Genomic DNA, 26,999 nt, shown 5'->3' with positions numbered 1-26,999 from the left:
TCGAGGAGTTCCTCGAGGCCACCAATGACGACCCGACGCCCTACGTCTGGACTGCCACCGCAGAGTCCATTCTCGCCAAGATCGCGCGCGCCCGCGACACCCTCCAACAAGTAGTCAGCTAATCAAGAGACGGACCACTAGTGCAGTGGTCAGGAGGCCCGTCACGGGAGCAGGCTTCCCGTCGCTAGCCTGAGGCACGCCACCTGACGAGGGAGTCACCCGTGCAGCGCCAGACCCGGTCCCGCCGCTCCTGCCTGGCTGTGCCAGGCAGCAACCCCAAGATGATCGACAAGGCCCGCGGTCTCGGGTCCGACCAGGTCTTCCTCGACCTCGAGGACGCCTGCGCCCCGCTCGCCAAGCCGGGGGCCCGCAAGATCATCGTCGACGCCCTCAACGAGGGTGGCTGGGGCGAGAAGGTCCGCGTCGTGCGGGTCAACGACTGGACGACGGAGTGGACCTACCGCGACGTCACCGAGGTCGTCGAGGGCGCCGGCGTCAACCTCGACTGCATCATGCTGCCGAAGGTGCAGACGCCCCAGCAGGTCGTCGCACTGGACCTGCTGCTCACCCAGATCGAGAAGACGATGGGCTACGAGGTCGGCAAGATCGGCATCGAGGCGCAGATCGAGAACGCGCTCGGTCTCATCAACGTCAACGAGATCGCGACCGCGAGCCCGCGCGTCGAGACGATCATCTTCGGCCCGGCCGACTTCATGGCGTCGATCAACATGAAGAGCCTCGTCGTCGGCGAGCAGCCGCCCGGCTACGACGTCGGCGACGCCTACCACTACATCCTCATGCAGATCCTCATGGCGGCCCGCGCCCACGACAAGCTCGCCATCGACGGGCCCTACCTGCAGATCCGCGACGTCGACGGCTTCCGTCGCGTCGGTGGCCGCAGCGCCGCGCTCGGCTTCGACGGCAAGTGGGTCCTGCACCCCGGCCAGGTCGACGCGGCCAACGAGGTCTACTCGCCCAAGCAGGAGGACTTCGACCACGCCGAGCTCATCCTCGACGCCTACGACTACTACACGTCCGAGGCCGGCGGGAAGCGCGGCGCCGTCATGCTCGGCGACGAGATGATCGACGAGGCGAGCCGCAAGATGGCGCTCGTCATCTCCAGCAAGGGTCGCGCCGCGGGCATGACCCGCACGACGACCTTCGAGCCGCCGAGCGAGTGAGCCCGCGGGCTACCAGGTGACGGCGCGCTTGACCACGAGTGCGATCCGCCGCAGGTAGTTGCTCATGCACGACGGTTCGGCTGTCCGGACCGTCGGGCTTGAGCCGATCGGCCCAGGACGGCCCGATCTGCACCCGTTCGGCCCAGTAGAACCGGACGAACGGCGCAGGACCTACGTGCCGACCGCCACGCACGACGGCGTGCCGACGACGTAGCTGGTGCCGAAGGCGTCGTCGAGCAGCACGTTGACGCCTCCGACGGGGACGCGCGTGCCGGCAACAGTCTGCGAGGGCACGAGGCCCTGGCCGCCCTGGCGGAAGAGCCGGGCGGACAGCGCGGTGAGCTTGCTGCCCTTGGCGAGCTTGGCCTTGGCGCCGTCGACGAAGCCCTTCAGGGGTGCGGAGATGCGCACCTCCTTCTTGGCGGTGTCGATCACGCCCGTCGCGCTGCCCAGCGTGTAGCTCGTGTTGATGCCCGACGTCGGGTCGACCCCGCTGTAGCCGTAGGAGTAGATGACGCCGGTCGGGTAGTTGCGGGCCTGCAGGAACAGCACGTCGGGGCTGCCCGGGGCGGTGAACTCCGCGAAGTAGGCGCGTCCGTTGAGCCACTCTGGGTCGTTGAGCGCGAGCGAGGCCGTGCGCACCACGCCGGTGATCGTCACGCCGTCGCTCGCGACGTCGGCCGACACGATGTCGTCCCCTGTCCCGCCCGGGACGCCGCTGAGGTTGGCGTCGCCGGCCTCGTCGACGACGAGGTTGCAGACCGGCTTGACCGGCTTGGGCTTCGGCTTCGGAGCAGCGGTCGCGACCCCCGCGCCCGCTGTCAGGACGAGGGCGGTTGCGGCGACGGCAGCGCGGGCCCTCACTTGCCCACCGCCACGCACGACGGGTGGCCGAGCGCGTAGGACGTCGTGCCGACCGCGTCGTCGAAGGGCAGCAGCACGCCGCCAAGCGGAACGCGCGGCGCGCCAGGGGCCGGGCTCTGGCTCGGGACCAAGCCTTGACCGGCGATCCGGAACACCTCGGCCGTCAGGCCGCTGAGCTTGTTGCCCTTCGCGAGGTTGGCCTTGGCGCCGGTCGCGAGGTCCTTGATCGGCACCGAGATCCGGACCTCGCCCTTGGCGGTGTCCACCACGCCGGTGGCGCTGCCGAGGGTGTAGGAGGTGTTGACGCCCGTGTTGGGGTCGACGCCGTCGTAGCCGTAGACGAAGGTGTTGCCGGTCGGGTAGGTACGGGCCGACAGGAAGAGCACGTCCGGGCTCCCCGGAGCCGTGAAGTTGACGAAGTAGCCGCGGCCGAACGGCGCCTGCGGGTCGTTGGCCGCCAGCGCCGCCACGCGGATCACACCCGTGATGAGCGTGCTGTCGCTCGCGACGTCGGCGCTCACGATGTCGTCACCGGCGGCCCCAGGAACCATGTTGTAGGTCGCGTCGGCCTTGTCGTCGACGACGAGGTTGCAGACCGGCTTGAGAGGGACCGGCTTCGGCTTGGGCTTCGGGGCGGCGGTCGCGACGCCCGCGCCCACGGGCACGAGCAGCGAGACGGCGAGCAGTGCGGCACGAGCCTTCACGGGGACCTCCGGCGAGCGGTGACGATCTGGGTGCGTAGGAGTTCGCCACCGCGACGCCCACTCCTGCCCGACGGCGTGGGGAGGATCACGCGACTCGGCTGGCTACCGGGTAGTAGCCGGTGGGACACTTCCGCAACGCGCGCTGACGCGTCGTACCCCGTGGTTCGCGGGGGATCCGGAGCACCAGGAGTTGAGATGGCCCGCCTCGCCGCCACCGAGGGCCTCACCGAGGTCCAGCAGGAGATCCTGTCCACCGTCCGCAGCTTCGTGGACAAGGAGATCCTCCCCTACGCCCAGGACCTCGAGCACAAGGACGAGTTCCCCGAGGCGATCGTCGAGGGCATGAAGGAGATGGGGCTGTTCGGCCTCATGATCCCGGAGGAGTACGGCGGCCTCGGTGAGTCGCTGCTCACCTACGCGCTGACGGTCGAGGAGATCGCGCGCGGCTGGATGAGCGTCTCCGGCGTCATCAACACCCACTTCATCGTGGCCTACATGCTCAAGCAGCACGGCACCCAGGAGCAGAAGGACCGCCTGCTGCCGAAGATGGCGACCGGTGAGATCCGCGGCGCCTTCTCGATGAGCGAGCCGCACTGCGGCTCCGACGTCGCGGCCATCAAGAGCAAGGGTGTCCGCGACGGGGACTCCTACGTCCTCGACGGCCAGAAGATGTGGCTGACCAACGGCGGCCGCTCGCAGCTCGTCGCGACCCTGGTCCGCACCGACGAGGGTGCCGACTCGGTCTACAAGAACATGACGACGTTCCTCATCGAGAAGGAGCCCGGCTTCGGCGAGACGGCCCAGGGCGTCACCATCCCCGGCAAGATCGACAAGATGGGCTACAAAGGCGTCGAGACCACCGAGATGATCCTCGAGGGCGCCCGGGTGCCGGCCAGCTCGATCCTCGGAGGCGAGGAGGGCAAGGGTAAGGGCTTCTACCAGATGATGGACGGCGTCGAGGTCGGCAGGGTCAACGTCGCTGCCCGCGCCTGCGGCATCTCGATCCGCGCCTTCGAACTCGCGATCGCCTACGCCCAGCAGCGCTCCACCTTCGGCAAGCCGATCGCGCAGCACCAGGCGATCCAGTTCAAGCTCGCCGAGATGGCCACCAAGGTGGAGGCCGCGCACGCCCTCATGGTCAACGCCGCCCGCCTCAAGGACGCCGGCAAGCGCAACGACGTCGAGGCCGGCATGGCCAAGCTGCTCGCCAGCGAGTACTGCGCCGAGGTCACCCAGGACTCCTTCCGCATCCACGGCGGCTACGGCTACGCCAAGGAGTACGAGATCGAGCGCCTCATGCGCGAGGCACCGTTCCTGCTCATCGGCGAGGGCACCAGCGAGATCCAGAAGACCATCATCAGCCGCGGCCTGCTCAAGGACTACCAGCTCAAGGGCTGACCCGCGTACGACGAAGGGCCCGCTCGGGTGAGCGGGCCCTTCGTCGTACTCCAGGTGCGGTGGTCAGCAGAGCGGGTCGAGGCCGCAGCTCGGGCGGGTCTTGCGGGTGGTCATGGGCTTCTTGGTCATCTTGGCGCCCTTGCTGGCCTTGATGAAGACGGGGTTGCCGACCGGCTTGACGCTGCCGCCCTCGACCGCTGTGCGGAGCGTGGTGTCGGCGCTCGCCACGAACAGGGTGCCGTCCTTGTCGTAGTTGACGGTGATGAAGTCACCGAGGCGGCGGTCGCCCTCGGGGAAGTCGGGGCTCGCGTTGCAGGTCGTGCCGTTGAGGCAGATCGGGCCCTGGTGGACCGGCTTCTTCGAGGCGTTGGCGACCGACCAGCGCGGCGGGATCACCTTGGTCGAGCCGTTGCTGCACTTGACCTTCGTGCCGTGCGCGTTGAGGGTCTGCGCGACGTAGACGTAGAAGGACTGCGGCTCCTTCTCGAGCGACTGCAGCCAGGCGATGGCGACCCGGCCGTCGTCACCGGCGACGACCCAGGGCCACAGGGCGTCGCCCTTCGGGGTCGGCACGGTCACGGCCTCGGGGGACCACTCGTTGGTCTTGCGGTCGAACCAGTTGAAGGTGACCTCGCCGTCGGCGACCGCGTCGCTGCCGCCCTTGTAGCCGCCGGCCGCGGCCCGGTAGGCGAAGCCCGCCTTGTCGACCGCGACGGCACCGAAGAAGTCGACGGTCGGGCCGAGCTCCGCGCCGGCGAAGGCCTCCCAGGTCTTGCCCTGGTCCTTGGAGATCGAGACGCCGTCGGGGTTGTTCGGACCGATGAGGCCGGTCTTGGGGTTGCGCGGGTCGATGTACATCTTGGCGTCGGGCCCAGCCTGGTTGCTGCGCGACTGCAGCGTCCAGGTGAGCCCGCCGTCGGTGCTGCGGAAGATCTGCTGCAGCGTGTTGACGTAGAGGTAGACCTCCTCGGCGGCACCAGCCGTCACCCACGGGCGGTCGCCGCTGGTGACCTCGGGGTTGCCGCGCGTGTAGGTCTGGCCGTCGTCTCCGGAGGAGAAGACCGCGACGTTGGCGAGGTTGATCTCTGTGTTGTAGATCCGGCCGCCTGCGTCGATCGCGTAGTCCGGGTCGGAGAAGCCGCTGGAGGCGAGGGTGTGCGGGCCCTGACCGGTGCCGTTGAGGCCGATGTAGGCCCAGGTCTTCCCGCCGTCGGTGGAGCGCCAGTTGAGCGTCTGGTTGGTGTAGCCGTTGACGAAGTCGCCGGCGCCGGGCAGTGCGGCCGGGTCCTTGTAGATGTGGGTCGTGCCTGCGTGCGCCGACATGCTCAGGGAGCCGTCCTGCGCGACGACGCTCACCGGCTCCCCTCCTGCGCGGTTGCGGTCGACGTAGACGCGCTCGGCGAAGGCGAGCGGCGGGGTCTTCACCTCGCTGCCACAGGCCTTCGGTGCGGCGAGCGCGATGCCCGCGACGGGCACGCCCGCGGCGAGGACGGCGCACGAGAGAAGGAGCGAACTGCGGCGGTTCGGCATGAGGTGAGGTTCGCCACGGACGGTCCGATCCCTGCTCGGTAGGGTCGGAGGGTGGATCCCGACAGCGTGCTGGTCGTCGTCGAGGCCCACCTCGTGAGCGTCCTCGGGCAAGACAGCGGTCGCGCCGGCGTGAGCTTCCTCGGCAGCGAGCGGATCGACGTGCTGCGCTTCGGGCCGGACCCGGACGGGGTCGTCCGCTACGCGACGCTCGGCATGTCGCGAGCCCCGATGACGGGCGCTGACGAGCTCGTCGTGACTGGTGAGGGCCCGCGCGCGGAGCTGCTGCTGTCGGTCCGCGGCCTGCACGACACTGCCCTGCGGCGGCTCGCGACGCTGGCAGCGTCGCCGTCCGTCGAGGGTCTTGTGCTCGCCCCCGGCGCCGGGCTCGACCTCGGCGAGCCGCTCTGGGACGGCGCGCGCTTCACCGCCGTCCTCGTCGGCGAGCCCGGCGGGCTGGTGCCCGACCTCGAGCTCGGGGGCGGCGTCGAGAGCGCCGCCGAGCCGGTGCGCTTCCTGCCGCTGCTGCCCATGACGCCCAACGAGGCCGCCTGGAAGCGGGTCCACGGCGCGCAGGCCCTGGAGGAGCGGTGGCTGGCCCAGGGAGTGGACCTGCGCGACCCGCGCCGCCGCGAGGTCGACCTGTCCTGACCCGTCGTGGTGTCGGCTACCCGACACCTCGCGCGCCCTCCCCGGTGGTGGTGTGGCGGCGTTCCGCGCACCGCGCGCGGACGGGAGGGACCGAGATGCGCAAGGCAGCGGTAGGGCTGGTGGCGGTCGCGATGACCGCCTCGGGAGTGCTCGCCTGGCAGGGTCTGGCATCGGCCGCCGGTGAGGACGAGGTGCACGGGTGCGCCGGAGTCGCCAACGGGCAGCTGCGGGTCGTCGCCGAGGGTGAGGCGTGCAAGAACGGCGAGAGCGCGCTGTCCTGGTCGAGGACGGGACCGACGGGACCGACGGGACCGCAGGGACCGCAGGGCGAGAAGGGCGAGAAGGGCGACCCGGGCACGAGCGCACCGGCAGCGCCCGCGGCGATCGGGACGCTGTCGTTCGCGACGACCAACCCGACGGCAACCGTCGGCCCGCTCCCGGTGTCCGCCTACGCGCTCGGGGTCTCGACTGCGAGCAGCTGGACGCGTGGCGGTGGCGCGAGCGTCGGCAAGCCGAGCTTCCAGGACCTGTCCGTGAGCCGGAGCGTCGACGACGGCTCGACCGCGCTGCTGCGCACGGTCGCCACCGGGCGCGTCCTGCCCACCGCCACGCTCACCCTGTGCGACCCGACAGCGTGCGCCGCGACGACGACGGCCACCTACGAGCTCACCGACGTGCTCGTCACCAGCGTGCAGCAGGGGGCCTCGCCACTGCAGGAGTCGATCACCCTCGCCTACAAGACGCTCACGTTGACGCGTGGGACGCAGTCCTTCTCCTTCGACGTGACCGCCGAGGAGACCGGCTGAGACGCCGGACGCACCCGTCCGGCTAGCGTCGGGCGGGTGCGGACGCTCGTCGAACGGCTGCGGGAGCAGGGGCGCCAGTGCGCCCTCGCCGGGTCGCCGCTGACGGCGGCGCTGCTCGCCGGCGCCGCCGACGACTACGCAGCCGGGGGAGTGGTTCGTGACCTGCTCGCGGACGAGGAGGGCACGCCGTCGGGGTCGGTCCCATCGCTGCGCCTCGCCGGTGCCCTGCACCGCCTGGTCCTCGGGCGCCGTGCTCAGGAGCTCGCGCTGCACTACCCGAGCGTCGGCGGGACCGCGCCGGTCGGTGACGTCTGGCCGGCCGCGGAGCGTGCCTGCCGCGAGCGCCTCGACGCGCTGCGTTCCCTGGTCCTGCAGCCGGTCCAGACCAACGAGGTCGGTCGGGCCGCGGTCCTGTGGGGCGTCCTCGGGATGCTGGGCGGCGGGCCGGTGCGGCTGCTCGAGGTCGGCTCGTCGGCCGGGCTCAACCTGCGCTGCGACGCCTTCGCCTACGCCCTCGCCGACGGTCGGGTCCTCGGTGACCCGGCCAGCCCCGTCCGCCTCGTCGATCCGTGGACCGGTGCTCTTCCGTCGTACGACGCCCCTGTCCTCGTCTCGCGTCGCGGCTGCGACCCGGCCCCCGTCGATCCCGCGACGACCGACGGCCGGCTGACCCTGACGTCCTACGTCTGGGCCGACCAGACCGCCCGGCTCGAGCGGCTGCGTGGCGCGCTGCAGGTCGCCGAGCGGGTCCCGGTGGTGGTCGAGCGGGCCGGCGCGCTCGACTTCCTCACCCGCGAGCTCGCCGACCTCCCGACCGGGGTGACGACGGTCGTGTGGCACAGCGTCGTCATGCAGTACGTCGACCCCGGCGAGCGGGCCGCCGTCGACGCCCTGCTCGACACCGTGGGGCGCGCAATCGGACCGGACGCGCCGCTGGTGCGGGTCGCCCTCGAGCCCGAGCGGGTCGGGCACCGCGACGTCGACTTCACCGTGACGGCGCAGCGCTGGCCGGGTGGGCAGCGGGTGCGCCTCGCCGAGGCTCTCGGTCACGGGCCGCCGGTCACCTGGAACGGTGCGAGACTGGGCGCGTGAGCACCCTGGTCTACGACGGCGACTGCGCCTTCTGCACATCGTCGGTGCGGGTCGCCGAGCGGCTGCGGCTGCGGGCCGGCCGGGTCGTCGCGTGGCAGCACGCCGACCTGCCGGCGCTCGGGCTGACGGCGCAGCAGTGCCAGGAGTCGCTGCAGTGGGTGGCCGACGACGGCCGCGTGTCGAGCGGTCACGCCGCGGTCGCGCGGCTGCTGCTCGCGAGCGCCCTGCCCTGGCGACCCCTCGGTGCGGTGCTGCTCGTCCCGCCGGCCTCGTGGGTGGCCGCGCGGGTCTACCGCTGGGTCGCCGACCACCGCGGGTCGCTGCCCGGCGGCACCCCTGCGTGCGCCCTGCCTCAGGAGGACCGCCCCCAGGCCGGGTGACGGCGGTCACGCTGCGAGGATGGTCGCGACAGGTTCCGTCGTACGAAGGAGTCGCAGTGCAGTTCGGCCGCAGCTACGAGGAGTTCGAGGTCGGTGCGGTCTACAAGCACTGGCCAGGCAAGACCGTCACGGAGTACGACGACCACCTGTTCTGCCTGCTCACGATGAACCACCACCCGCTGCACCTGGACGCCAACTACGCGACCACGACGCCGCAGGGCAAGAACGTCGTCGTCGGCAACTACGTCTACTCCCTGCTGCTCGGCATGTCGGTCGCCGACGTGTCCGGCAAGGCGATCGCCAACCTCGAGGTCGAGTCGCTCAAGCACGTCTTCCCGACCTTCCACGGCGACACGATCTACGGCCAGACCGAGGTCCTCGACAAGACCGAGTCGAAGTCCAAGGACGACCGCGGCGTCGTCTACGTCGAGACCAAGGGCTACAACCAGGACGGCGTGCTGGTCTGCATCTTCCGCCGCAAGGTGATGGTGCCGAAGAACAGCTACCTCGAGGCCCGCGGCGGCGAGCAGCCCGGACGGCCGGTCCTCCAGGAGGGCTGAGCGGGGTTCGCGGAGGTCTGCCGCGGGCACCACTGCGGCATGGCCACCCTCGTGATCCTCTTCGTCGTCGTTGCTGTCGGGTTCGCGCTGTTCGCGATGTCGGGCGGCATGGACCGGGTGCGCCGGGCCCCGGCCCGCACCGTCGTCCGCGAGGTCCCGGCGGCTCCGGTCGTTCGCGAGCGGGTCGTCGAGCGTCCCGTCGCGACCGAGCGTGTCACCGAGCGGATCGTGGAGTAGCACCTTCGTGCTCTTGACCGCGGGCCGCTCGCAGCGGACCGTGCGGGTGTGAGCGCCGCGCCGACCTGCCCCCGCTGTGCCGGCCCGCTTCGCGCGCCCGGACTGATGTCGAGTGACTGGGAGTGCGAGCGGCACGGCCCCGTCTCGCCCTTGCACGTCGCGCCCCGGGTGGGGGCCGACGTCATCGCTGCGTCCGCGGCTCGCTCCGCGGTCCCGCTGTGGTCGCCGCTGCCGCTGCTCGCCGGGTGGGCCCTGACAGGGCTCGCCACGGCCGGCGACGAGCGACGTGACTCCTGCGCGACCGTCCTCGCCTTCTCCGGCCCGTCACCGCTCGGGGGCCCGGCCGACCTGCTGCTCGTCGCCGAGGAGCCGGGCACCGGGGTCGGGTCGAGGTACGCCGGCCGCGACTCCGTCGACCCCGGCGTCCTGCTCGACGGCCCCCCCGACGCGAAGGTCGAGGCCGCAGGGCACCCGACCGCCCTGTGGCGCATCGAGTCTGCGGACGACCGGGTGGCCTTCGTCGGCGAGGCGATGGGCATCTGGCTGTGGGCCGTCCTCTGGCCGCCCGCTGCCGAGCTCGTCATGGTCGAGCACCTCGTCCTGCACGACCTGCGGCACGGCTCGCACGCCGGAATCGACCTGCCGGTCGGCGCCCCCTGCCCCCGCCTCGTCTGATCGTCGGCGGGGTCCCGCCGAAGAACATGACGCGCCGATAGGGTCCCGGCTCATGGCCAGCCGGACTCAGCGAGGACGCTCCCGGCGACCCGGAGCAGCTGGCTTCGAGGCCTTGCTCGCGATGGTGCTCGGCACCGTCCTCGCCCTGACGGTCCGCCGTCCCCACGACTGGTCCACGACCATCGCCCACGATGACGGTGACCCGCTGCTGAACTCCTGGATCCTCGGCTGGCCGGCCCACGCGATCCGGTCCTCCGGGCGGCTCTGGGACGCCAACACCTTCGCTCCGCTGGCCAACTCCTTCGCGTTCACCGACTCGCTGCTCGGCTACCTGCCCTTCGGCCTGGTGGGGTCCGGGCCGTCGGCCGCCCTGGCTCGCTACAACGTCGTGCTCATCTTCACTCTCGCGCTGGCCTTCGCAGGCACGTGGGTACTCGTCCGCCAGCTCGGTCTGGGTCGCGCAGCCGCGCTCGTTGCGGCCACGGCCTTTGCGTTCAGCCCGTGGCGCGCGTCGCAGCTGGGTCACCTCCAGGTGCTGTCCACCGGGGGGATCCCCCTGGCGCTGGCGATGCTCGCGCGCGGACACGGGATCGGCCTGCGGTGCGGCTCGCGTCGCGCACGGCCGTTGTGGGCCTACGCGGGCTGGGTTACTGCGGCGTGGCAGATCAGCCTCGGCTTCGGCATCGGTCTCCAACTGGGCTACGTGCTTGCCGTGTGCGCTGGCTGTGCCGCGCTCCGTGTCGTCGCAAGGCGGCTACGTGGCGACGAGGGTCCCGACCCTGCTCTCGTCATCGCCAACGGCGCCGGCCTCGTGCTGTTCCTCGGGGTCGCCGCCGTCCTCGCGCAGCCCTACTTCGACGTCGTCGAGGAGCACCCGCAGAGCCGCCGGACGGTCGAGCAGGTCGAGGCCTTCTCGCCGGACCCCGCGTCGCTGGTCACGGCGTCGCCCGACTCGTGGCTATGGGGCCCGGTCACCGGTCCGCTGCGCGAGGGCGTGGAGGCCGTCAACGAGAAGGAGCTGTGGCCCGGGCTGCTGGCTGTCGGCCTGGCGGCGCTCGGACTGGCGAGGGGCCCGTGGTCACGCCAGCGACGCATCGTGCTACTGGGTGCCACCGCGACTCTTGCGGCCCTCTCGCTCGGGACCAACGGTCCCTTCGGCGGCAGTGGATACCTCCTGCTCTACGAGTACGCGCCTGGCTATCAAGGAGTGCGCACGCCCGGACGGCTGGTGACCACCGCGTGGCTGGCCCTCGCCCTGCTCGCTGCGCACGGGGTGACGGTCCTGCTGCGCCTGCGGCCGGTCGTGCGTCACCTCGACCGCTCGACGGTCGCCGCGGCTCTGACCGCGCTGGTGCTCGTGGAGGGCCTGGACACCGCGGTGCAGGTCCCCGTCGAGCGGCCTCCCAGCGTCGCGCTCGCCGACGTCCCCGGGCCTGTGCTGGTCCTGCCCAGCGATCAACTCGCTGACATCCTGGTGATGCACTGGAGCGCCGACCGCTTTCCCAGGGTCGTCAACGGCTACAGCGGTTTCCAGCCCCTGCTGCAGGCCGAGCTCCGCCGCGCCGCTGCGCGGCTGCCCTCTGCGGACTCGCTGAGCCTCCTGCGGAGCTCAGGAGTCCGCAGCCTGCTGCTGCTCCACGACCGACTGGCGGGCACTCGCTACGAGCGCCTCGACCTCGTGGCCCTCGCGCAGGTTCCCGGTGTGCGCGTGGAGCGGCGGGGCGAGGTCACGATCGTCGACCTGGCGTCGCGCTGATGGCCCCGACGTCCGACCCGGGTGAGCCGCGCTGTCGAGCGGGTAGGTGCATCGCATGCGCCCGCTCCTGCTCGCAGTGCTCCTCCTGATGCCCGCCTGCGGCGGTGACGGCGAGCCGACCGGCAGCGCGCCCAGCCCGACCGTGGCGAGCGGTGCGGTGCTGTCGACCGACGGTGCGCTGCTGCGGGCGCCGGTCTCCGCGGACCCGGGGCCGGAGACGGAGGACCCGGCTTGCGAGGAGTTCGCCCAGGATGCGACCTGCACGACGGTCGGCAGCAGCCGCTGGGTCGTCACCCGCGACGACACCGGCTGGACCCTCACGGAGTACGACGTCACCGACGAGCTTGAGCGCTGGGTCACGGGACTCGTGGCGACGGGCAACGGCAAGGAGCCGACCGTCATCGCGGTCGACCTCACCAACGGGACGGAGCCGGAGGCACTGGTGCAGTACGCCGCGTCCTACGACCTCGTGTCGACCGGCGACATCGGGATCCCGCAGGTGGTCGCACACGGCGACGGGGTCGCGACGGTCGACGGCGACGAGGTCCGCGTCGCTGGTGGGCGACTGGAGAGCCGGGGCGAGACCTGGGTGATCGCGCCGTAGGGTCCGGCGGATGAGGATCGACCTGCACGCCCACTCGACCGCGAGCGACGGCACGACGCTGCCGGCCGACCTGGTCCGCCACGCCGTCGAGGTCGGGCTCGACGTCGTGGCCCTCACCGACCACGACACGACCTCCGGCTGGGCCGAGGCCGCTGACGCCCTGCCGTACGGGCTCGCGCTGGTGCGCGGCGCCGAGCTGTCCTGCATCTACGGCGGCGTCAGCCTGCATCTGCTCGCCTACCTCTTCGACCCCGACGAGCCCGTCCTCGCCGGACGGCTCGCGGAGCTGCGTGACTCACGGGTCGGGCGCGCGGAGCGGATGGTCGCGCAGCTGGTCGCCGCCGGCGTACCCGTGTCCTGGGACCAGGTGCAAGCGCTCGCGGCCGGCACCGTCGGTCGGCCCCATGTGGGCCAGGCGCTGGTCGAGGCCGGCGTCGTCGCGGACCTCGACGAGGCCTTCGGGCTCGATTGGATCGGGACCCGCGGGCGCTACTGGGCGGGCAAGCTCGAGCTCGACGTCCTCGAGGCCATCGACCTCGTCGCGACCGCCGGTGGCGTGACGGTCTTCGCCCACCCGGCGGCGTCGAAGCGCGGCCGCACCGTCCCCGACACAACGATCGCCGCGATGGCCGAGACCGGCCTCACCGGCCTCGAGGTCGACCACGTCGACCACGACGACGCCGAGCGCGCCCACCTGCGCGGCCTCGCCGCCGACCTCGGCCTCGTCACCACCGGGTCCAGCGACTTCCACGGCAGCAACAAGACCGTCGCGCTCGGCGCCCACCTCACCAGCCCCGAGCAGTACGCCGAGATCGCTGCGCTGGCGACCGGTTCGGGCGTCGTCTCCGGCTGAGCGGGGTGACGGGCGCCGGTCCGCCGCCTACGGTGCAGGGACGCCCACCACTCTCGGAGGCACCGTGGTCCACCTGTCGTCCCGTCTCGCTCTCGTGGGGGCCGCGGCACTGACCCTCGGGCTGCTGCCGGCCGTGCCGGTCGCCGCCGCCACCGAGCCGGTGTGCGCCGTCCCGGCCGGTGGGCTCGAGGTCCGGCAGAAGAAGGGCGGCCACGGCTCCGAGCCTGCGCTGACCGCGGACACCACGGACCTGCTCTCGAGCGGCTCAGCCTTCACGCCCAGCAGCAAGGTCGTGGTGCCGACCTGGGTGCACGTCGTCCAGAAGGGACCGGGGGTCGCCGACGGTGCGCTGACCGACACCCAGGTGCGCGCCCAGATGGCGGTCCTCAACGCGAGCTTCGCCGGCACGACCGGTCGCGGCGCGGCGAAGACGCCGTTCGTCTTCGACCTCGTCGGGACCACCCGCACGATCAACGCGGCGTGGTACTCCTTCGAGCCCTCGACGAAGGCCGAACGCGACGCCAAGGCCGCGCTGCGCAAGGGCGGTCGCGACACCCTCAACATCTACCTGACCGGGCTCGGCGCCAACCTGCTCGGCTACGCCTACTTCCCGAGCAACGGCAAGGGCACCGACACCCGCGACGGGGTCGTCGTCCTCAACGACTCGATCCCGGGTGGCTCCGCCGCGCCCTACGACGAGGGCGACACGCTCCCGCACGAGGTCGGTCACTGGCTCGGCCTCAACCACACCTTCAGCGGCGGTTGCTCGACGACCGGCGACCGCGTCGACGACACACCCGCGGAGGCGGCGCCGGCGTTCGACTGCCCAACCGGTCGCGACACCTGCGGCAAGGACAACGGCCTCGACCCGGTCGAGAACTTCATGGACTACAGCGACGACGACTGCATGTACGCCTTCACGCCCGGGCAGTCCCTGCGCATGGACGCGGTCTGGCAGCAGTACCGCGCGGGGCGCTGACCCGCGCGTGAGACGACCGCTCGTCGCGCTCCTGCTCGTCCCTCTCCTGCTCGGGCTCGGCGCGGTCCCCGCGTCGGCGGGCTCGGTGGACCAGGTCGTCTCCGGGCTCGAGCGCGACGCGGTCTACGTCGACCCGGCCGCTGATCTCGAGGTCGACGAGGGCGACCTGCGCGACGCGGTCGGGCGAGCCGCCGTGCCGTTCTACGTCGCGGTGCTGCCCGAGCAGGCCACCACCAGCTCGGGCGGCGTCGCGGCGCTCGTCGTCGAGATCGGCACCGCGCTGGCGGACTCGAGCGCGGTCGTGCTCGTCGTCACCGACCAGCCGTTCTTCCGCGCCGACAACGGCCGTGACGCGGGCGAGCGGGGCATCGACGCGGGGGCGGCGCTGGAGGCCGCGCTGGCGCAGACCTCGGGGACGCTCAGCTCCACGGCGCTGACGGCGCTCGTCGAGGACGTCGTCGACCGGGTCAACGCCCAGGCCCGCTCCGGCGGGTCGAGCGGGTCCGGCGGGTCGTCCGGGTCGTCGGGGGGTGGCGGGAGGGTGCTGCTCGTCCTCGTCGCGATCGCCGTGCTCGGCGGCGGGCTCTGGCTCGTCACGTCGCGGCGCCGTCGGGCGCAGGCGCAGGAGGACTCGCGCGCCGACGTCGAGTCGCTCTACGGCCGGCTCGGCAGCGACGTCTCGCTGCTGTCGGCGGGTGACGACGACGTCGCGCGCCAGGCGCTCGCCGACGCCGCGGAGCGCTACAACGCCACCGGGGCGCTGATGTCGACGGCGGACTCGCCGGCGGAGTGGATGGCTGCGCGTCGTACCGCGATCGAGGGGATCACCGCGGCCCGCGTCGCCCGGCAGCGCCTGGGTCTCGACCTCGGGCCGGACGTCCCGCCGCTCCCGACCGGGAGGGTGCCGCAGCTGGCCGAGCCGACGAGCGTGCAGGTCGGCGACCAGTCCTACGACGGGTCGCCGGGCTACGAGCCGGGCCGGCCGCACTGGTTCGAGGGCGGCTACCACGGCGAGCAGGTCGTGCCGGCCGGGTGGTACGCGACGCCCTTCTGGCAGTCGATCCTCATCGGCAGCGTCCTGGGTGGTGTGTCCGGCCGGCGCCGGGACCGTGCCGACGACTGGTCCGGCGGGGGCTCAGGTGGCGGCTTCGGGGGCGGCTTCGGGGGCGGCATCTCCGGCCCCCGGTGGGGTGGCGGGGGTCGGCGCAGCACCCGGTCGGGCGGCGGCCGGTCCTCGGGCTTCGGCGGGTTCGGGGGCGGCGGTGGCTGGGGCGGTGGCGGCAGGCGCGGCGGTGGCGGTGGGGGTGGCGGCGGCAGCTGGTAGCCGTCGTCCACAGCCTGGCCCGCCGCTGTCGGTGCGGGCCGCGACACTGGAGCGGTGACGGTGGACGGACAGCTCGGCCTCGACGGCATGCCCGCGCGGCTGTTCAGCTGCACGCCGTCGCGGCTCGGGACCTGGCTCGACTGCCCGCGTCGCTACCGCATGACCTACCTCGACCGGCCGTCGCCACCCAAGGGCGGGCCGTGGGCCCACAGCGCGGTCGGCGCAGCCGTGCACCTGGCGCTCGCCCGCTGGTGGTCGCTTCCCCGGCGTACTCCTGAGACCGCCCGGGCGCTGGTCGACCAGGCCTGGCCGGGCTCGCCGCACGTCGCGGGCTTCCGCGACGACGTGCAGTCCGAGCGCTGGCGGGCGCGGGCCGGCGACATGGTCCAGGCCTACGCCGCGACGCTCGACCCCGACGACGAGCCGGTCGGCGTGGAGCGCACCGTCGCGACCCGGACCGCGACGCTGGCCGTGAGCGGACGGGTCGACCGCATCGACCGCCGGACGACGGCCGCGGGCGAGGAGGTCGTCGTCGTCGACTACAAGGCGGGTCGGTGGGTCCCCGACACCGCTGATGCCCGTGGGTCGTTGGCGCTGGCGCTCTACGTCCACGGGGCTCGGCGGACGTTGCGGCGGGCCTGCTCCACGGTGGAGCTGCACCACCTGCCGTCGGGCACGACCGTGTCGTGGACCCACACCGAGGAGTCGCTGTCGCGGCACCTCTCGCGCGCCGAGGACATCGCCGCGGAGGCAGGTGCCGCGACCGCTGCGTTGGCGGCGGGCGACGACGGCGAGCGGGCGTTCCCCGCGACCCCGGGGCCGATGTGCTCGTGGTGCGACGTCGCCCAGCACTGCCCGGAGGGCCTCGCGGCCGCGCCGCGCAAGCGGTCGTGGGAGGGCCTCGCCGAGGAGGTGTGACGCTCGGTGACGACTCCGACACGCGGGCGCCGGGTTGCGCCCGGTCCGGGGTCTTCGCCCCTACCGTGGTCGCCATGCACCTCGTCATGCAGCTGCTCGCCGACGGCATCCCGCCGTCGCTGCTCTGCGACCTCGCCGAGCCCGACGAGATGGTGGCCGGCCTGCAGGCCGAGGTCGCCGAGGTGGAGGCGATCCGGGCGCTCGCCGAGCTGCCGTCGCGCGCGGCCCTTGAGGCCCGCAGCCTGCGCACCGCCTGACCGTCCTACAGTTGCTTCTCCCAGCGGGTGAAGTCCTCGGACACCCGCATCCCGACGCTCTCGTAGAGCCGGGTCGCGCCTGAGGCGTTGTCGCTGTCGACACCGAGCTGGGTCTGCGGCAGCCCGCGGTCGCGGTGCCGGCGGAAGGACTCGAGCAGCAGCGCGCGCCCGATGCCGCGGCCGCGGTGGGCCCGCGGCACGGCGAGCTGGCGCACGAAGCCGTAGTCGCTCATGTCCTGGGCCAGGCACACCCCCGCGACCTGCCCGTCCGACTCGGCGACGAGGTAGAGGGACGGGTCGAAGCGCTCGTCGGCGAGCATCGCGACCGACCACTCGTCGAAGGAGCGCTCGGTGTGCGAGCCGATGTCGGCGAAGGCGGTCTGCACGACCCGATGGGCGAGCTCAGCGTCGGTGTCGCGGTCGAAGTCGCGCACCGTCACCCCCTCCGGCCACGCCGGTGCCTCTAGCGACGCGTCCGGGGTCTCGTGGTCGATGCGCATCCGCCAGAAGCGCCGGGCCGGCTCCCACCCGCGCTCGGCGAAGGCGTCCTGCAGCGCGGTGAGCTGCACCGGGGAGTAGTGGTGGACGCGGGCACCGGGCTCGGCCACCGACTCGATCCAGCCGAGCAGCCGCTGCTCGAGGCCCTGGCCGAAGAGCCCGGGGTCGACCGTGGAGTCCGTCTCGTCGCCGCTGACGACGGCGTAGCCGACGACCCGACCGTCGTCCTCCAACAGCAGCGTCTGGCGGTCGAGGTCGAAGCCCGGCACGTCCCAGTCGCCGAGCACGTCGGTCTCGTCGCTGTCGGGGAAGCCCCGGACGGCCACGTCGAAGCGCAGCCACAGGTCGAGCACGCCGGCGAGGTCGGCGCGGGTCGCGGGTCGTTCGCGGATCGTCACGCCTTCCGACGCTACGGAGCCGCGCCAGCGGTTATCCGAGCAGCCCCATCCGGCGCTGACCGTGCTTGAGGTGCGGCCCGTGGCGCAGGGACTCGGGTACGACGAGAAGGCCGCTGCGGAAGGCAAGCCCGGCGGCGGTTGCCGCAGCGTCGGTGGTCGGCAGGCCGGGCAGCCGGTAGAGCCGGCGCGCCCACCGCGGCAGCATCGCCCCGGCGGTCGCTGTGAGGGCGATCCAGGCCGGTCGGGCGGGTGTGCCGACCTGCACCTTCGTCGGCATCGGCGGCCACAGCACGAAGGTCGCGGCTCTTCGAGCCTCGCTCGTCACCCGCAGCTGCGGCTGCATCCCGGTGAAGTAGTCCGCCGTCTCGCCGACGCTGCGTGGCACGTCCTCGGCCCGCAGCCCGACGAGCTCCGCCCCGCGCGACTGCTCCAGGTAGTAGGCGTCCTGCTCCGAGCGCGACAGCCGCAGCCCGCAGCGGACCGCGGTGCTGAGGAAGGACTCGCTCTCGCAGCAGTGGACCCAGCGCAGCAGCTCGGGGTCGTCGACGCGGTACGCCGTGCCGCTCTCCGGCTCGATCCCGCCGAGCTTGCGGTGGATGCCGCGCACCCGCCCACCGGCGCGGCGCGCCTGCTCGGTCGTGCCGTAGGTGGTGATCCCGACGTACTCCGCAGTCCTGAACAGCCGGCCCCACGGGTCCTGCCGGAAGTCGCTGTGCTGCGCGACGCCGGCCATCGCGAGCGGGTGCACCGCCTGCAGCAGCAGGGCCCGCAGCCCCGCCAGCGCCATCGACGGGTCGGCGTGGACGCGCCACGTCACGCTGTCGGGCCCGTAGAGGCCGGGGTCGGGGGAGTCGCTGTGCTCGACGTTCATCTCGCCTCCAGTGTCGCCGACCGGCAGACTGGCCGCATGCCGTACGTCGCGATCAACGTCTTGTCCGTGCCCGAGGGCGCGGGGTCCACGCTCGAGGAGCGCTTCGCCGCGCGGCAGGGTGCCGTCGAGGGCGCGGAGGGCTTCGAGCGCTTCGAGCTGCTGCGCCCGGTCGAGGGCACCAGCGACTACCTCGTCTACACGCGCTGGCGCTCCGAGGCCGACTTCGTCGCGTGGCGCGACGGTCAGCGCTTCGGTGAGGGGCACGCGGCTTCGACGCAGCGCCCGGCCGGTGCGGGACCCGCGGCGACCGGCTCGACGATCATGGCGTTCGAGGTCGTGCAGAGCTCGGGGAGCTAGTCCCAGAAGGCCAGCAGCGCGGCCACGGTCTCGTCGGGCCGCTCGGCCGCGGGGGAGTGCCTCGACCCGGGTACGACGACGTGCGCCGCGCCAAGGCGCTCGGCCATCGCGGCCTGCACGGCGGGTGGCCACGCGTCGTCGTGCTCGCCATAGAGCACCAGCACCGGCAGGCCGGTGGCGGCGAGCTCGTCCACCCGGTCGGGCTCGGAGGTCAGTGCGTCGCCCATGCCGAGCAGGCCGGCCGCCGAGGAGGTGAGGAAGCGGCGGCGCAGGAAGTCGCGGATCTCGCCGGGGAGCTCCTGTCGCAGGGGGTCGAGGGCCGCGGCCGCGTCCATGAGGTCGGCGACCGCGACGAGATCGCCGGCCTCGACGAGCGGGCGGACGTGGTCCATCGCCTCGACCCGCGGGCCGGACAGCGCGGCGGGGCCCGACGACATCAGCACCAACGAGGCAACGGCGGTGGGCTCGGCGATGGCGGCGGCGCGGCAGACCAGGCCGCCGAAGCTGTGGCCGACGAGGTGCACGGGGCCGTCGAGCCGTGCGATCACCTGCCGCAGGTCGGCGGCGAGCGACTCGACGGAGTAGGCCGCGAGGTCGTCGGGGCCGGGTGACTCGTGCTGGCCGCGCTGGTCGAGCGCGACCGCGTGCCAGCCACCCCCGGCGATCCCCTCGAGGACCGGGGAGAAGTCCTCCTTGCTGCCGGTGAAGCCGGGAACCAGCAGGGCCGTGCCACGCGCGCCCGCTGGGCGGAGCGAGACGGCGGCAAGGCGCCCGCCGACGACGTCGTACGACGTGAGCTCGCTGCCGGCGGGCAGCTCGCCTCCGACGACGCTCATGCCCGGCTCGCGATGCGTGCAGGCAGGTCGTGCAGGACGACGTCGTGCAGTGCGCCGTCGGCGGCCGTGGCGGTGAGGTAGGTGCAGGTCGGCATCCGACGGCGGTCGGTCGGCGAGCCCGGGTTGAGCAGCCGCATCCCCGCGAGGGTCGTCGTGTCCCAGGGCAGGTGCGAGTGGCCGAAGACCAGGACATCGGTGTCGAGGTGGGCCAGGTCGGCGCGGCGCTCCCGACCGGACGCGCCACCGGTCTCGTGGACCACCGAGAGGCGGACCCCCTCGACCTCGGCGCGGGCTACCTCGGGCAGCCGGGCGCGCAGCTCGGGGCCGTCGTTGTTGCCCCACACGCCGAGCAGCCGCGCTGCGCGGGCCTCGAGCGCGTCGAGCAGCGCGACATCGACCCAGTCACCGGCGTGCACGACGAGGTCCGCGCGGTCGACCTCGTCCCAGAGCTCGGCCGGCAGGTCGCGCGCCCGCTTCGGGACGTGGGTGTCGGCGATCAGCAGCAGGCGCACGCGCGCCAGTCTGCGTCAGAGCCCGGCGACGACCTCGGCCAGGGGGGTCCCGTCGAGCACGACGTCGGTCAGCCCGTCGACGCGGCCGCACTCGACGCACCGGCAGGCCAGCACGACCCACTCGACGTGCTCGCCGTCGGGCAGGGACAGCCCGGCCGCGACCTCCGCGATCGACTGGCCACAGCCACCGCACGCCCACATGGGCGGGTGCGTCCAGCGCTCCTGCGAGTCGAGCAGGCCGACGGCTGTGCCGCACTGCAGGCAGCGGCGGCGCGCGACGCCCGCGACGGCGTCGGCCTCGACGTAGACCCAGGTGGGCCGGTCGTCGCCGTGCCCGCCGCAGCCGAGCACCACCGTCTCGTGCACGTCAGGGGCGCCGTCGAGCGCCTTGAGGAAGGCCCGCAGGTCCTCCACGTCCTCGCCTGTTCGGACTCCACCCACGACCCTCAGCACCATGATCCGGGCATCGGCACCCGGACACGCAGGACTGAAGCGTCCGAAGAGGGAAGATCAGTCCGCGGTCGGCGCGTCGGTGCCACCGGACTCGCCGCCGGCCGCGCCGCTGCTGCCACCCCGGCCCCGGCCACCGCGCCGGCGCCGACGGCGCGCGTCGTCGCCTTCGCCTGCCTCGCCGCTGGGGTTGCCGCTGCCTGCCCGGGTGGTCGTGCCGGCGGCCGTGCTGCTGGAGGCGCCGCTGGACGTCGTCGTGGAGGTGCCTGCCTCGGCGGCGGTGCCCTCACCGCCCCCACCACGGGTGCGGCGGCGGGCGCCACCGCTGCGCTTGGGCAGCTGCGGCGCGTCGTCACCACCGGCGTCGCCGCCTGCGTCGCCACCGCGCGGCTCGTCGCGGGCACCCGAACGGCCGCCCCGACTCCGGCCGCTGTCGCGCCCGCTGTCACGGCCACCGTCACGGCCGGCCGGGCCGCCGGTGCGCGGCTTGTTGCGCCGACCGGTCTCGCCGAGGTCCTCGACGGCCTCGGCGTCGAGGCCCGCGCGGGTGCGCGAGGACCGCGGGAGCCGGCCGGTCGTCCCCGAGGGGATCGAGAGGTCCTCGAACAGGTGCTTGCTGGAGCTGTAGGTCTCGACCGGCTCGGGGTAGGGCAGCTCGAGCGCGTCGTTGATGAGCTTCCACTTGGGCATGTCGTCCCAGTCGACGAACGTCACGGCGACACCCTTGGCGCCCGCGCGGCCGGTGCGGCCGATGCGGTGCAGGAAGGTGCTCTCGTCGTCGGGGCACTGGTAGTTGACGACGTGGGTGACGTCCTGCACGTCGATGCCGCGGGCGGCGACGTCGGTCGCGACGAGCACGTCGATCTTGCCGCTGCGGAAGGCACGCAGGGCCTGCTCGCGGGCGCCCTGGCCGAGGTCGCCGTGCACGGCGGCGGCCGCGAAGCCGCGGTCCTCGAGCTCGAGGGCGACCTTGTCGCAGGTGCGCTTGGTGCGGCAGAAGACCATGGTGAGGCCGCGGCCCTCGGCCTGCAGCAGCCGGGCGAGCACCTCGACCTTGTCCATCGCGTGGGCGCGGTAGACGAAGATCTTGGTGTCGGGAACGGTGCGCTTCTCGTTGGCCTCCTCCGCCCGGATGTGGGTCGGCTGGCGCATGAACTTGCGGGCCAGGGTCACGACCGGGCCGGGCATCGTCGCGCTGAAGAGCATGGTCTGCCGCTCCGGCGGGATCTGCTCGAGGATCCGCTCGACGTCGGGCAGGAAGCCGAGGTCGAGCATCTCGTCGGCCTCGTCGAGGACGAGGACCTTCACCGACCCGAGGTCGAGGTGGCCCTGACGGGCCAGGTCGAGCAGTCGGCCGGGGGTGCCGACGACGACGTCGACGCCCTTGCGCAGCGACTCGACCTGCGGCTCGAACGCGCGACCGCCGTAGATGCTCTGGACGCGGACCTTGCGGGTCTTGCCGGCGTTCTCGAGGTCGCCGGCGACCTGCACGCACAGCTCGCGGGTGGGGACGACGACCAGCGCCTGCGGCAGGCCGTCACCGCCCTCGGCGGCGTTGTGGACCCGCTCGAGCAGCGGCACGCCGAAGCCGAGGGTCTTGCCGGTGCCCGTGCGGGCCTGGCCGATGAGGTCGTGGCCGCCCATCGCGATCTGCAGCGTCATGTGCTGGATCGGGAAGGGGGAGGTGATGCCCATCGCGTCGAGCGCCGCGACCGTCTCGGCCCGGGCGCCGAGGGCCGCGAAGCCGTTGACCTCCGGTGCTGCGGGAATGCTGTCGGGAGTGGCAGCGGGCTCGGGGGCGGGCAGGGTCGCGTCAGTGTCGCTGGTGGTGGTCAGGGTCGTGCCTCTCGGGAGTCGCGCCGACCCTCGGCAGGTGCGGGCTCGCTGCGGTCGGCGCCGGGAAGGACCCGGTGGAGACCGGCGCGCCGGCGGGAGTGGAGGTCCGCGCACACGGTGCGGAGCGGCGTACGCCGGTCCGTCGAGCCTCAGCCTACCCACTAGGGTCCGTGCGCAGGCCTGATCGAGGGAGTGGCGCAGGTGGCGGGACGGCTGGACACGGCGACGGTGGACCTGCTCGGCGTGCTCGCCTATGGCGAGCTGACCGCTTTCGAGCGGCTCGCGAGCGACGCGCAGCTCGCCCCGACGATCGCCGACAAGGCCGCGCTCGCGCAGATGGCGGCCGCGGAGTTCGACCACTACCGACGGCTGCACGACCACCTCATCGCCGAGGGCGAGGACCCCATGGTGGCGATGGCGCCCTTCCAACGCGCGGTTGACGGCTTCCACGACTCGACACTGCCGAGCGACTGGCTCGAGGGGATCATCAAGGCCTACGTCGGGGACGGCCTCGCGACCGACTTCTACCGCGAGGTCGCGGTCTTCGTCTCCGACGCACCCACCCGCGGGCTGGTGCTCGAGGTCCTCGCCGACACCGGGCAGGCGCGCTTCGCGGTGGCGAAGGTCGCCGAGGCGACGGCTGCCGACCCGGCGGTCGCCGGTCGGCTGGCGCTGTGGGCTCGACGGCTCGTCGGCGAGGCGCTGATCCAGGCCCAGCGGGTGGCGATCGAGCGCGACGCCCTGGTCGAGATGCTCGTCGGCGGCAGCGGTGACCTGGCCGGCCTGGCCCGGCTGCTGTCCCGCCTGACCGACAACCACACCGAGCGGATGGCGTCGCTGGGCTTGCAGGCCTGACCGTCTTCACCTGCTTCGCGGTGAGATGTCCGTGATGCGGCGTGAGACAGGTCGCCCCTGACCGCTGTAGGTGCCCGTGCCGCCATGGGCGAAGGTGGTGTCCAAGAATCAGAGGACCGCCCCGACCTGTGGAGCCCCCATGCCCCGTCCCTCCCTCCTTCGTGCCGCTACCCGGGGGACCGCCCTTCTCGCCCTGGTCGGAGTCGCCTTGCCGGCCGTCGGCCTGCTCGCCACGACGGCGACGGCCTCCACCCCGACGGCGCCCGGCGCGTCGGTACCGGCGGAGCCGCCGAGCACCGCGACCATCGGCGGCCTCGCCATCGAGAACTCCTTCGTGTCGAGCGTCGGCTGGGTCAAGCCCGGTGACAGCTACCCGTCGCGCATCCTCGTCCGCAACCCCGGTACCGCCGCGGTCAGCGGGCTGTCGGTCCGGATTCCCGAGACACGCGGGATGAGCTGGACCGGGTCGCGCAGCCAGGTCGGCACGACCGCCGTGTCGGGCGGCGTCGTGACCTGGAGCGTGCCGTCGGTGGGCGCCGGCGCGAGCGTCGCGCTCGTGCTCGAGGCCGCCGCCGACACCCTCGCCGAGGAGCCGACCGTCGTCTGGCGCAACATCTCGAGCACCGCGACGGTGTCGGTGGGATCGACGAGCAAGGCGCTCGCGAGCCACGGGCCGAAGGTCATCCCGCCGTCCGGCGGCTACGAGACGGCGCGCTATGGCGACCGGCCGTTCCCCGTCGTGCCGGTCGACTACGTGGACTTCACGCACACCGCCTCGGCGGGCGACCTCGACAAGGTCATCAACGACCCGGCCAATCCCGCCTCGACGTTCAACCTCTTCCAGGAGATGAGCTACGGCCAGCTCTACCCGAAGGGCACCATCGGGTCGGTCGCCATCGGGGACGCGCCCTACGAGGCCGGCGAGAGCTCGCTGGCCTTCACGACCATCGACCCCGAGACGGTCAACACCTGCACCGGCGTCACGACGGTCGACCCCACCAACGGCGCCCCGACGCCGCTCTACACCGAGCGCATCGTCGACGGCTGGTACCAGCTGCCCGGTACCCGTAGCTACTACGGCCAGGACGCCAACGGCTCCGCGCTCGTCGGCGCGCTCGCCGGTGTCGGAGCGCTGCAGAACATCGACTCCGGCTGCGGCCCGGCGGCCAAGGCGGCGTACGACGCTGCCGTCATCGCCGACCCGGACATCGACTACAACGACTTCGACACCGACAAGGACGGCGTCGTCGACTTCTTCGAGGTCGTCTTCCAGGGCTGCGGTGGCAACGGCGTCAGTCAGCTGTCGGTCGCCGGTGGCTGCACCGAGGCGCCCAACGACAACGTCTGGCCGCACTCGTCCTCGCTGGAGTTCTCCTACACCGACGCCGTGACTGGCCTGACCGGTTACGTCTCGAAGGACCGGCTCAAGGACCTCGAGGGCAACCTGCTCTGGTACACCGACGACAGCTTCACCAAGACCACGACGACCGACACCGGTGACGCCCTCGCGGCGTTCGTCCGGGTCGGCCCCTACAACCTCAACCCCGAGACCTCGATCGAGTTCGCGAGCGTCATCTCCCACGAGTACGGCCATTCGCTCGGCCTGCCGGACTACTACTCGACCGGCTCGCGGGAGACCTACGGCGACTTCAACCTCATGGCCTCCGACGCGTCGCAGAACATGGACGTCATCGGCAAGAAGGAGCTCGGCTGGATCGTGCCGCGCGTCCTGCGGACCGGCACGACGACCCTGTCGGACTGGCGCGACAGCAAGCTCGACACGGGCCGCATCGACTGGGTCACCCCCGACGGCCGGCCCTACACGCTGTCCGCGCAGGGCGGCGACTACGGCATCCACAACGGTGAGGCCTACGTCGCATCTCTGCCGGGACGTCAGCTCATCGACCCGGCGATCATCGAGCAGGGCGCCTCGGGCAAGCGGGTCTGGTACTCCCGCCAGGGCAACGACTTCGGCTGCGCCCCGATCGGCGGGCACAACCTCGACGTCGTCGTCCCCGGTCTCGGCGACCTGCCGGACGGCGCGACCGTCACGGCGACCTTCTCGAGCTTCTGGGACATCGAGTGGGACTACGACTACGGCTTCGTCCTTGCCGGCACCCCCGACGAGAAGGGCAAGCTCACCTACGCCGGGCTCGCGTCGCAGAACGGCTACTCGACCCCGTCGACCCAGAACCCCAACGCCAACTCCTGCCTCACGAAGTACGGCAACGGCCTCACCGGCACGAGCGGCTCCTACGAGGCCGGCACCCAGGCCCTCGACCGCGTCCTCGGCAACACCCCCAAGGGTGGCTTCCTCGAGGACAGCTACGACCTCAGCTCGCTCGCGGGCGTCGAGGGTGGCGTGCTGCGCTTCAGCTACGCGACCGACCCGGGCCTGGCCCGGCCGGGCTGGCTCATCGACGACCTCAAGGTCGTCGCGACCGTCGACGGAGCCGAGCAGGTGCTCTTCGACAGCGACTTCGAGGACGGCGACGGTGGCAGCGACGACCCGCGCGTCTACAACGGCGGCTGCAAGGAGGACCTCTCGGTCTCCGGTGGCGTCTGCACCGAGGGCTGGAGCTACCTCGAGGCCGGCACGCCGTCGTCGCAGGAGCACGCCTACCTGCTCGAGATGCGCGACCGCTCCGGCTTCGACTTCGACGGCCGCGGCGAGTCCGAGCGCGGCGCCCCGTCGTTCCAGTCGGGGCTGCTGCTGACCTACACCGACGAGGCGCACGGCTACGGCAACGTCGGGACCGACAACCCGCCGGCGCAGAGCCCGCTCGACAGCACGCCGGAGCCCGAGTCCGACACGCCCAACCTCGACGACGCGACCTTCACGGCCGCCGACGCGCGTCGGTCGTTCACCGACTCCAAGGCCACGCCGCACGTCGACAACTACAGCGAGCCGACCCGTGACGCGGCCAAGGACCCCGACGCCGACGGCGTGCAGCCGTGGGTCTTCGACTACGACTGCCTCGCCTTCGACGTCACGTCGATGGACGGCGACAGCGGCGGTGCCACGGAGGAGTTCGACCTCGTCGGCGACGTGAAGGTCACGACGGCCGGCGGCTGCGCGGACTTCAACTACGGCTTCGCCGACACGCGTGCCGTCGCGCCGCCGATCGGCGGCCCTGGCCTGCCGAACGCGCCGAACCCCGAGACCGACACCCCGCCGACCGCTGCGCCGGCACTGCCGGCCACCGGCGGTCTCGGCGCGCCGGTCCTCGCGGCCCTGCTGCTCGCCGGCGCGGTCGTCGTCCGCCGGCGGCTCGCTGTCTGACCCGGCGACTGCACGACGAAGGCCGGTCCCCGCGGGGACCGGCCTTCGTCGTGCGCTGCTGGTGCTGCCCGGAGCTACATGGCTCCGAAGCCGACGCGGCGGGACTCCGCCTCGGCGATCTCGACGTAGGCGAGCTTGTCGGCGGGCACGAGGACCCGACGCCCCTTGTCGTCGACGAGGGAGAGGACACCGAGATCGGCCTTCAGGGCGTCAGCGACGGCCTTCTCGACCTCCTCCGGGCTCTGGGCGCTCTCCAGCACGAGCTCGCGCGCGGCGTACTGCACACCGATCTTGACCTCCACGACGGTCCTCCGGTCTCAGGGGTTCTCGGGCCAAC

30 protein-coding genes are annotated in these 26,999 nt (G+C 72.6%); 20 read left to right on the top strand and 10 right to left on the bottom strand.

Translation table 11 applies throughout. The features are described from left to right. The coding region (locus Q8R60_12545; GenBank protein MDP3713299.1) for an IS630 family transposase at positions 1-122 on the top strand (122 nt) is incomplete at its 5' end. 99 nt (positions 123-221) lie between these two features. Then, the gene (locus tag Q8R60_12540) at positions 222-1,181 is read left to right on the top strand and encodes a CoA ester lyase (GenBank protein MDP3713298.1); all 960 of its coding nucleotides are present in this window, start codon (positions 222-224) and stop codon (positions 1,179-1,181) included. A 171-nt stretch (positions 1,182-1,352) separates the two neighbouring features. Here the strand turns inward: Q8R60_12540 and Q8R60_12535 are convergent, their stop codons facing one another. After that, positions 1,353-2,045 (bottom strand): hypothetical protein, encoded by a 693-nt coding sequence (locus tag Q8R60_12535; protein ID MDP3713297.1) that lies wholly within the window; start codon positions 2,043-2,045, stop codon positions 1,353-1,355. Then, complete coding sequence (locus Q8R60_12530) at positions 2,042-2,749, bottom strand: hypothetical protein (protein ID MDP3713296.1); 708 nt, start codon at positions 2,747-2,749, stop codon at positions 2,042-2,044. Before Q8R60_12530 ends, Q8R60_12535 begins: the two co-directional genes overlap by 4 nt. A gap of 195 nt (positions 2,750-2,944) precedes the next feature. Here Q8R60_12530 and Q8R60_12525 point away from each other — a divergent pair, with 195 nt between their 5' ends. Further along, positions 2,945-4,147, top strand: coding sequence for an acyl-CoA dehydrogenase family protein (locus Q8R60_12525; protein MDP3713295.1), 1,203 nt, complete (start codon positions 2,945-2,947; stop codon positions 4,145-4,147). A 63-nt stretch (positions 4,148-4,210) separates the two neighbouring features. On the opposite strand, the gene Q8R60_12520 is transcribed toward Q8R60_12525, so the two are convergent. Beyond that, complete coding sequence (locus Q8R60_12520; protein ID MDP3713294.1) at positions 4,211-5,677, bottom strand: hypothetical protein; 1,467 nt, start codon at positions 5,675-5,677, stop codon at positions 4,211-4,213. A 51-nt stretch (positions 5,678-5,728) separates the two neighbouring features. Between Q8R60_12520 and Q8R60_12515 the strand changes: the two genes are divergently transcribed. The 14 genes from Q8R60_12515 to Q8R60_12450 all read left to right on the top strand — a co-directional run bounded on the left by Q8R60_12515 (position 5,729) and on the right by Q8R60_12450 (position 16,766). Continuing rightward, a complete protein-coding gene (locus Q8R60_12515; GenBank protein MDP3713293.1) occupies positions 5,729-6,325 on the top strand; it encodes a suppressor of fused domain protein in 597 nt (198 codons plus the stop codon). Between the two features lie 95 nt (positions 6,326-6,420). Continuing rightward, positions 6,421-7,131, top strand: a complete 711-nt coding sequence (locus Q8R60_12510) for a type VI secretion system tube protein Hcp (protein ID MDP3713292.1) — start codon at positions 6,421-6,423, stop codon at positions 7,129-7,131. 36 nt (positions 7,132-7,167) lie between these two features. Continuing rightward, complete coding sequence (locus Q8R60_12505; protein MDP3713291.1) at positions 7,168-8,223, top strand: DUF2332 domain-containing protein; 1,056 nt, start codon at positions 7,168-7,170, stop codon at positions 8,221-8,223. Beyond that, positions 8,220-8,603 (top strand): DUF393 domain-containing protein, encoded by a 384-nt coding sequence (locus tag Q8R60_12500; GenBank protein MDP3713290.1) that lies wholly within the window; start codon positions 8,220-8,222, stop codon positions 8,601-8,603. Before Q8R60_12505 ends, Q8R60_12500 begins: the two co-directional genes overlap by 4 nt. 56 nt (positions 8,604-8,659) lie before the next feature. Then, positions 8,660-9,163 carry a MaoC family dehydratase gene (locus Q8R60_12495; GenBank protein MDP3713289.1) on the top strand — a complete coding sequence of 168 codons (504 nt, stop codon included), beginning with the start codon at positions 8,660-8,662 and terminating at the stop codon, positions 9,161-9,163. A 39-nt stretch (positions 9,164-9,202) separates the two neighbouring features. Next, positions 9,203-9,400, top strand: a complete 198-nt coding sequence (locus tag Q8R60_12490; GenBank protein ID MDP3713288.1) for a hypothetical protein — start codon at positions 9,203-9,205, stop codon at positions 9,398-9,400. A gap of 48 nt (positions 9,401-9,448) precedes the next feature. Next, a complete protein-coding gene (locus Q8R60_12485) occupies positions 9,449-10,075 on the top strand; it encodes a hypothetical protein (GenBank protein ID MDP3713287.1) in 627 nt (208 codons plus the stop codon). A gap of 52 nt (positions 10,076-10,127) precedes the next feature. Further along, positions 10,128-11,831, top strand: a complete 1,704-nt coding sequence (locus tag Q8R60_12480; GenBank protein MDP3713286.1) for a hypothetical protein — start codon at positions 10,128-10,130, stop codon at positions 11,829-11,831. A gap of 55 nt (positions 11,832-11,886) precedes the next feature. Then, positions 11,887-12,435, top strand: a complete 549-nt coding sequence (locus Q8R60_12475; GenBank protein ID MDP3713285.1) for a hypothetical protein — start codon at positions 11,887-11,889, stop codon at positions 12,433-12,435. Between the two features lie 10 nt (positions 12,436-12,445). Further along, on the top strand, positions 12,446-13,288 hold the full coding sequence (locus Q8R60_12470) for a PHP domain-containing protein (protein ID MDP3713284.1): 843 nt from the start codon (positions 12,446-12,448) through the stop codon (positions 13,286-13,288). A gap of 64 nt (positions 13,289-13,352) precedes the next feature. Beyond that, a complete protein-coding gene (locus Q8R60_12465) occupies positions 13,353-14,267 on the top strand; it encodes a zinc metalloprotease (protein MDP3713283.1) in 915 nt (304 codons plus the stop codon). A gap of 7 nt (positions 14,268-14,274) precedes the next feature. Continuing rightward, positions 14,275-15,591 (top strand): hypothetical protein, encoded by a 1,317-nt coding sequence (locus Q8R60_12460; GenBank protein MDP3713282.1) that lies wholly within the window; start codon positions 14,275-14,277, stop codon positions 15,589-15,591. Between the two features lie 54 nt (positions 15,592-15,645). Beyond that, on the top strand, positions 15,646-16,509 hold the full coding sequence (locus Q8R60_12455; protein MDP3713281.1) for a PD-(D/E)XK nuclease family protein: 864 nt from the start codon (positions 15,646-15,648) through the stop codon (positions 16,507-16,509). 74 nt (positions 16,510-16,583) lie between these two features. Further along, on the top strand, positions 16,584-16,766 hold the full coding sequence (locus tag Q8R60_12450; protein MDP3713280.1) for a hypothetical protein: 183 nt from the start codon (positions 16,584-16,586) through the stop codon (positions 16,764-16,766). 5 nt (positions 16,767-16,771) lie between these two features. Here the strand turns inward: Q8R60_12450 and Q8R60_12445 are convergent, their stop codons facing one another. Both Q8R60_12445 and Q8R60_12440 read right to left on the bottom strand, forming a co-directional pair. Next, positions 16,772-17,662: a GNAT family N-acetyltransferase gene (locus Q8R60_12445; GenBank protein MDP3713279.1), complete on the bottom strand. Its 891-nt coding sequence runs from the start codon at positions 17,660-17,662 to the stop codon at positions 16,772-16,774. 31 nt (positions 17,663-17,693) lie between these two features. Then, a complete protein-coding gene (locus Q8R60_12440) occupies positions 17,694-18,533 on the bottom strand; it encodes an oxygenase MpaB family protein (GenBank protein ID MDP3713278.1) in 840 nt (279 codons plus the stop codon). 36 nt (positions 18,534-18,569) lie between these two features. Between Q8R60_12440 and Q8R60_12435 the strand changes: the two genes are divergently transcribed. Continuing rightward, the gene (locus tag Q8R60_12435) at positions 18,570-18,890 is read left to right on the top strand and encodes an antibiotic biosynthesis monooxygenase (GenBank protein MDP3713277.1); all 321 of its coding nucleotides are present in this window, start codon (positions 18,570-18,572) and stop codon (positions 18,888-18,890) included. Here Q8R60_12435 and Q8R60_12430 read toward each other — a convergent pair. From Q8R60_12430 to Q8R60_12415, 4 genes are all read right to left on the bottom strand, one after another. Continuing rightward, positions 18,887-19,726 carry an alpha/beta hydrolase gene (locus tag Q8R60_12430; protein MDP3713276.1) on the bottom strand — a complete coding sequence of 280 codons (840 nt, stop codon included), beginning with the start codon at positions 19,724-19,726 and terminating at the stop codon, positions 18,887-18,889. The two genes, Q8R60_12435 and Q8R60_12430, sit on opposite strands and share 4 nt — an antisense overlap. Further along, the gene (locus Q8R60_12425) at positions 19,723-20,238 is read right to left on the bottom strand and encodes a metallophosphoesterase (GenBank protein ID MDP3713275.1); all 516 of its coding nucleotides are present in this window, start codon (positions 20,236-20,238) and stop codon (positions 19,723-19,725) included. The genes Q8R60_12430 and Q8R60_12425 overlap by 4 nt, the downstream gene beginning before the upstream one ends. Positions 20,239-20,253: 15 nt before the next feature. Then, positions 20,254-20,679: a hypothetical protein gene (locus Q8R60_12420; protein ID MDP3713274.1), complete on the bottom strand. Its 426-nt coding sequence runs from the start codon at positions 20,677-20,679 to the stop codon at positions 20,254-20,256. 69 nt (positions 20,680-20,748) lie between these two features. After that, a complete protein-coding gene (locus tag Q8R60_12415) occupies positions 20,749-22,458 on the bottom strand; it encodes a DEAD/DEAH box helicase (GenBank protein MDP3713273.1) in 1,710 nt (569 codons plus the stop codon). Between the two features lie 267 nt (positions 22,459-22,725). Here Q8R60_12415 and Q8R60_12410 point away from each other — a divergent pair, with 267 nt between their 5' ends. Continuing rightward, a complete protein-coding gene (locus tag Q8R60_12410; GenBank protein MDP3713272.1) occupies positions 22,726-23,379 on the top strand; it encodes a ferritin-like fold-containing protein in 654 nt (217 codons plus the stop codon). A gap of 139 nt (positions 23,380-23,518) precedes the next feature. Next, the gene (locus Q8R60_12405) at positions 23,519-26,662 is read left to right on the top strand and encodes an immune inhibitor A (GenBank protein MDP3713271.1); all 3,144 of its coding nucleotides are present in this window, start codon (positions 23,519-23,521) and stop codon (positions 26,660-26,662) included. 74 nt (positions 26,663-26,736) lie between these two features. Here Q8R60_12405 and Q8R60_12400 read toward each other — a convergent pair whose 3' ends face one another. Continuing rightward, positions 26,737-26,964 (bottom strand): DUF3107 domain-containing protein, encoded by a 228-nt coding sequence (locus tag Q8R60_12400; GenBank protein ID MDP3713270.1) that lies wholly within the window; start codon positions 26,962-26,964, stop codon positions 26,737-26,739. Between the last annotated feature and the right edge of the window lie 35 nt (positions 26,965-26,999).

Source organism: Mycobacteriales bacterium (genome assembly GCA_030697205.1).
In the GTDB taxonomy this organism is placed as follows: Bacteria; Actinomycetota; Actinomycetes; order Mycobacteriales; family SCTD01; genus JAUYQP01.
This window is presented reverse-complemented; position numbering and strand designations above follow the sequence as displayed.

What these genes read in the sequence shown, in the direction of transcription:
- Q8R60_12480 (MDP3713286.1), top strand. Translation starts at nt 10,128, where the DNA reads ATGGCCAGCCGGACTCAGCGAGGACGCTCCCGGCGACCCGGAGCAGCT.
- Q8R60_12405 (MDP3713271.1), top strand. Translation starts at nt 23,519, where the DNA reads ATGCCCCGTCCCTCCCTCCTTCGTGCCGCTACCCGGGGGACCGCCCTT.
- Q8R60_12470 (MDP3713284.1), top strand. Translation starts at nt 12,446, where the DNA reads ATGAGGATCGACCTGCACGCCCACTCGACCGCGAGCGACGGCACGACG.
- Q8R60_12520 (MDP3713294.1), bottom strand. Translation starts at nt 5,677, where the DNA reads ATGCCGAACCGCCGCAGTTCGCTCCTTCTCTCGTGCGCCGTCCTCGCC.
- Q8R60_12510 (MDP3713292.1), top strand. Translation starts at nt 6,421, where the DNA reads ATGCGCAAGGCAGCGGTAGGGCTGGTGGCGGTCGCGATGACCGCCTCG.
- Q8R60_12490 (MDP3713288.1), top strand. Translation starts at nt 9,203, where the DNA reads ATGGCCACCCTCGTGATCCTCTTCGTCGTCGTTGCTGTCGGGTTCGCG.
- Q8R60_12475 (MDP3713285.1), top strand. Translation starts at nt 11,887, where the DNA reads ATGCGCCCGCTCCTGCTCGCAGTGCTCCTCCTGATGCCCGCCTGCGGC.
- Q8R60_12430 (MDP3713276.1), bottom strand. Translation starts at nt 19,726, where the DNA reads ATGAGCGTCGTCGGAGGCGAGCTGCCCGCCGGCAGCGAGCTCACGTCG.
- Q8R60_12435 (MDP3713277.1), top strand. Translation starts at nt 18,570, where the DNA reads ATGCCGTACGTCGCGATCAACGTCTTGTCCGTGCCCGAGGGCGCGGGG.
- Q8R60_12440 (MDP3713278.1), bottom strand. Translation starts at nt 18,533, where the DNA reads ATGAACGTCGAGCACAGCGACTCCCCCGACCCCGGCCTCTACGGGCCC.
- Q8R60_12450 (MDP3713280.1), top strand. Translation starts at nt 16,584, where the DNA reads ATGCACCTCGTCATGCAGCTGCTCGCCGACGGCATCCCGCCGTCGCTG.
- Q8R60_12525 (MDP3713295.1), top strand. Translation starts at nt 2,945, where the DNA reads ATGGCCCGCCTCGCCGCCACCGAGGGCCTCACCGAGGTCCAGCAGGAG.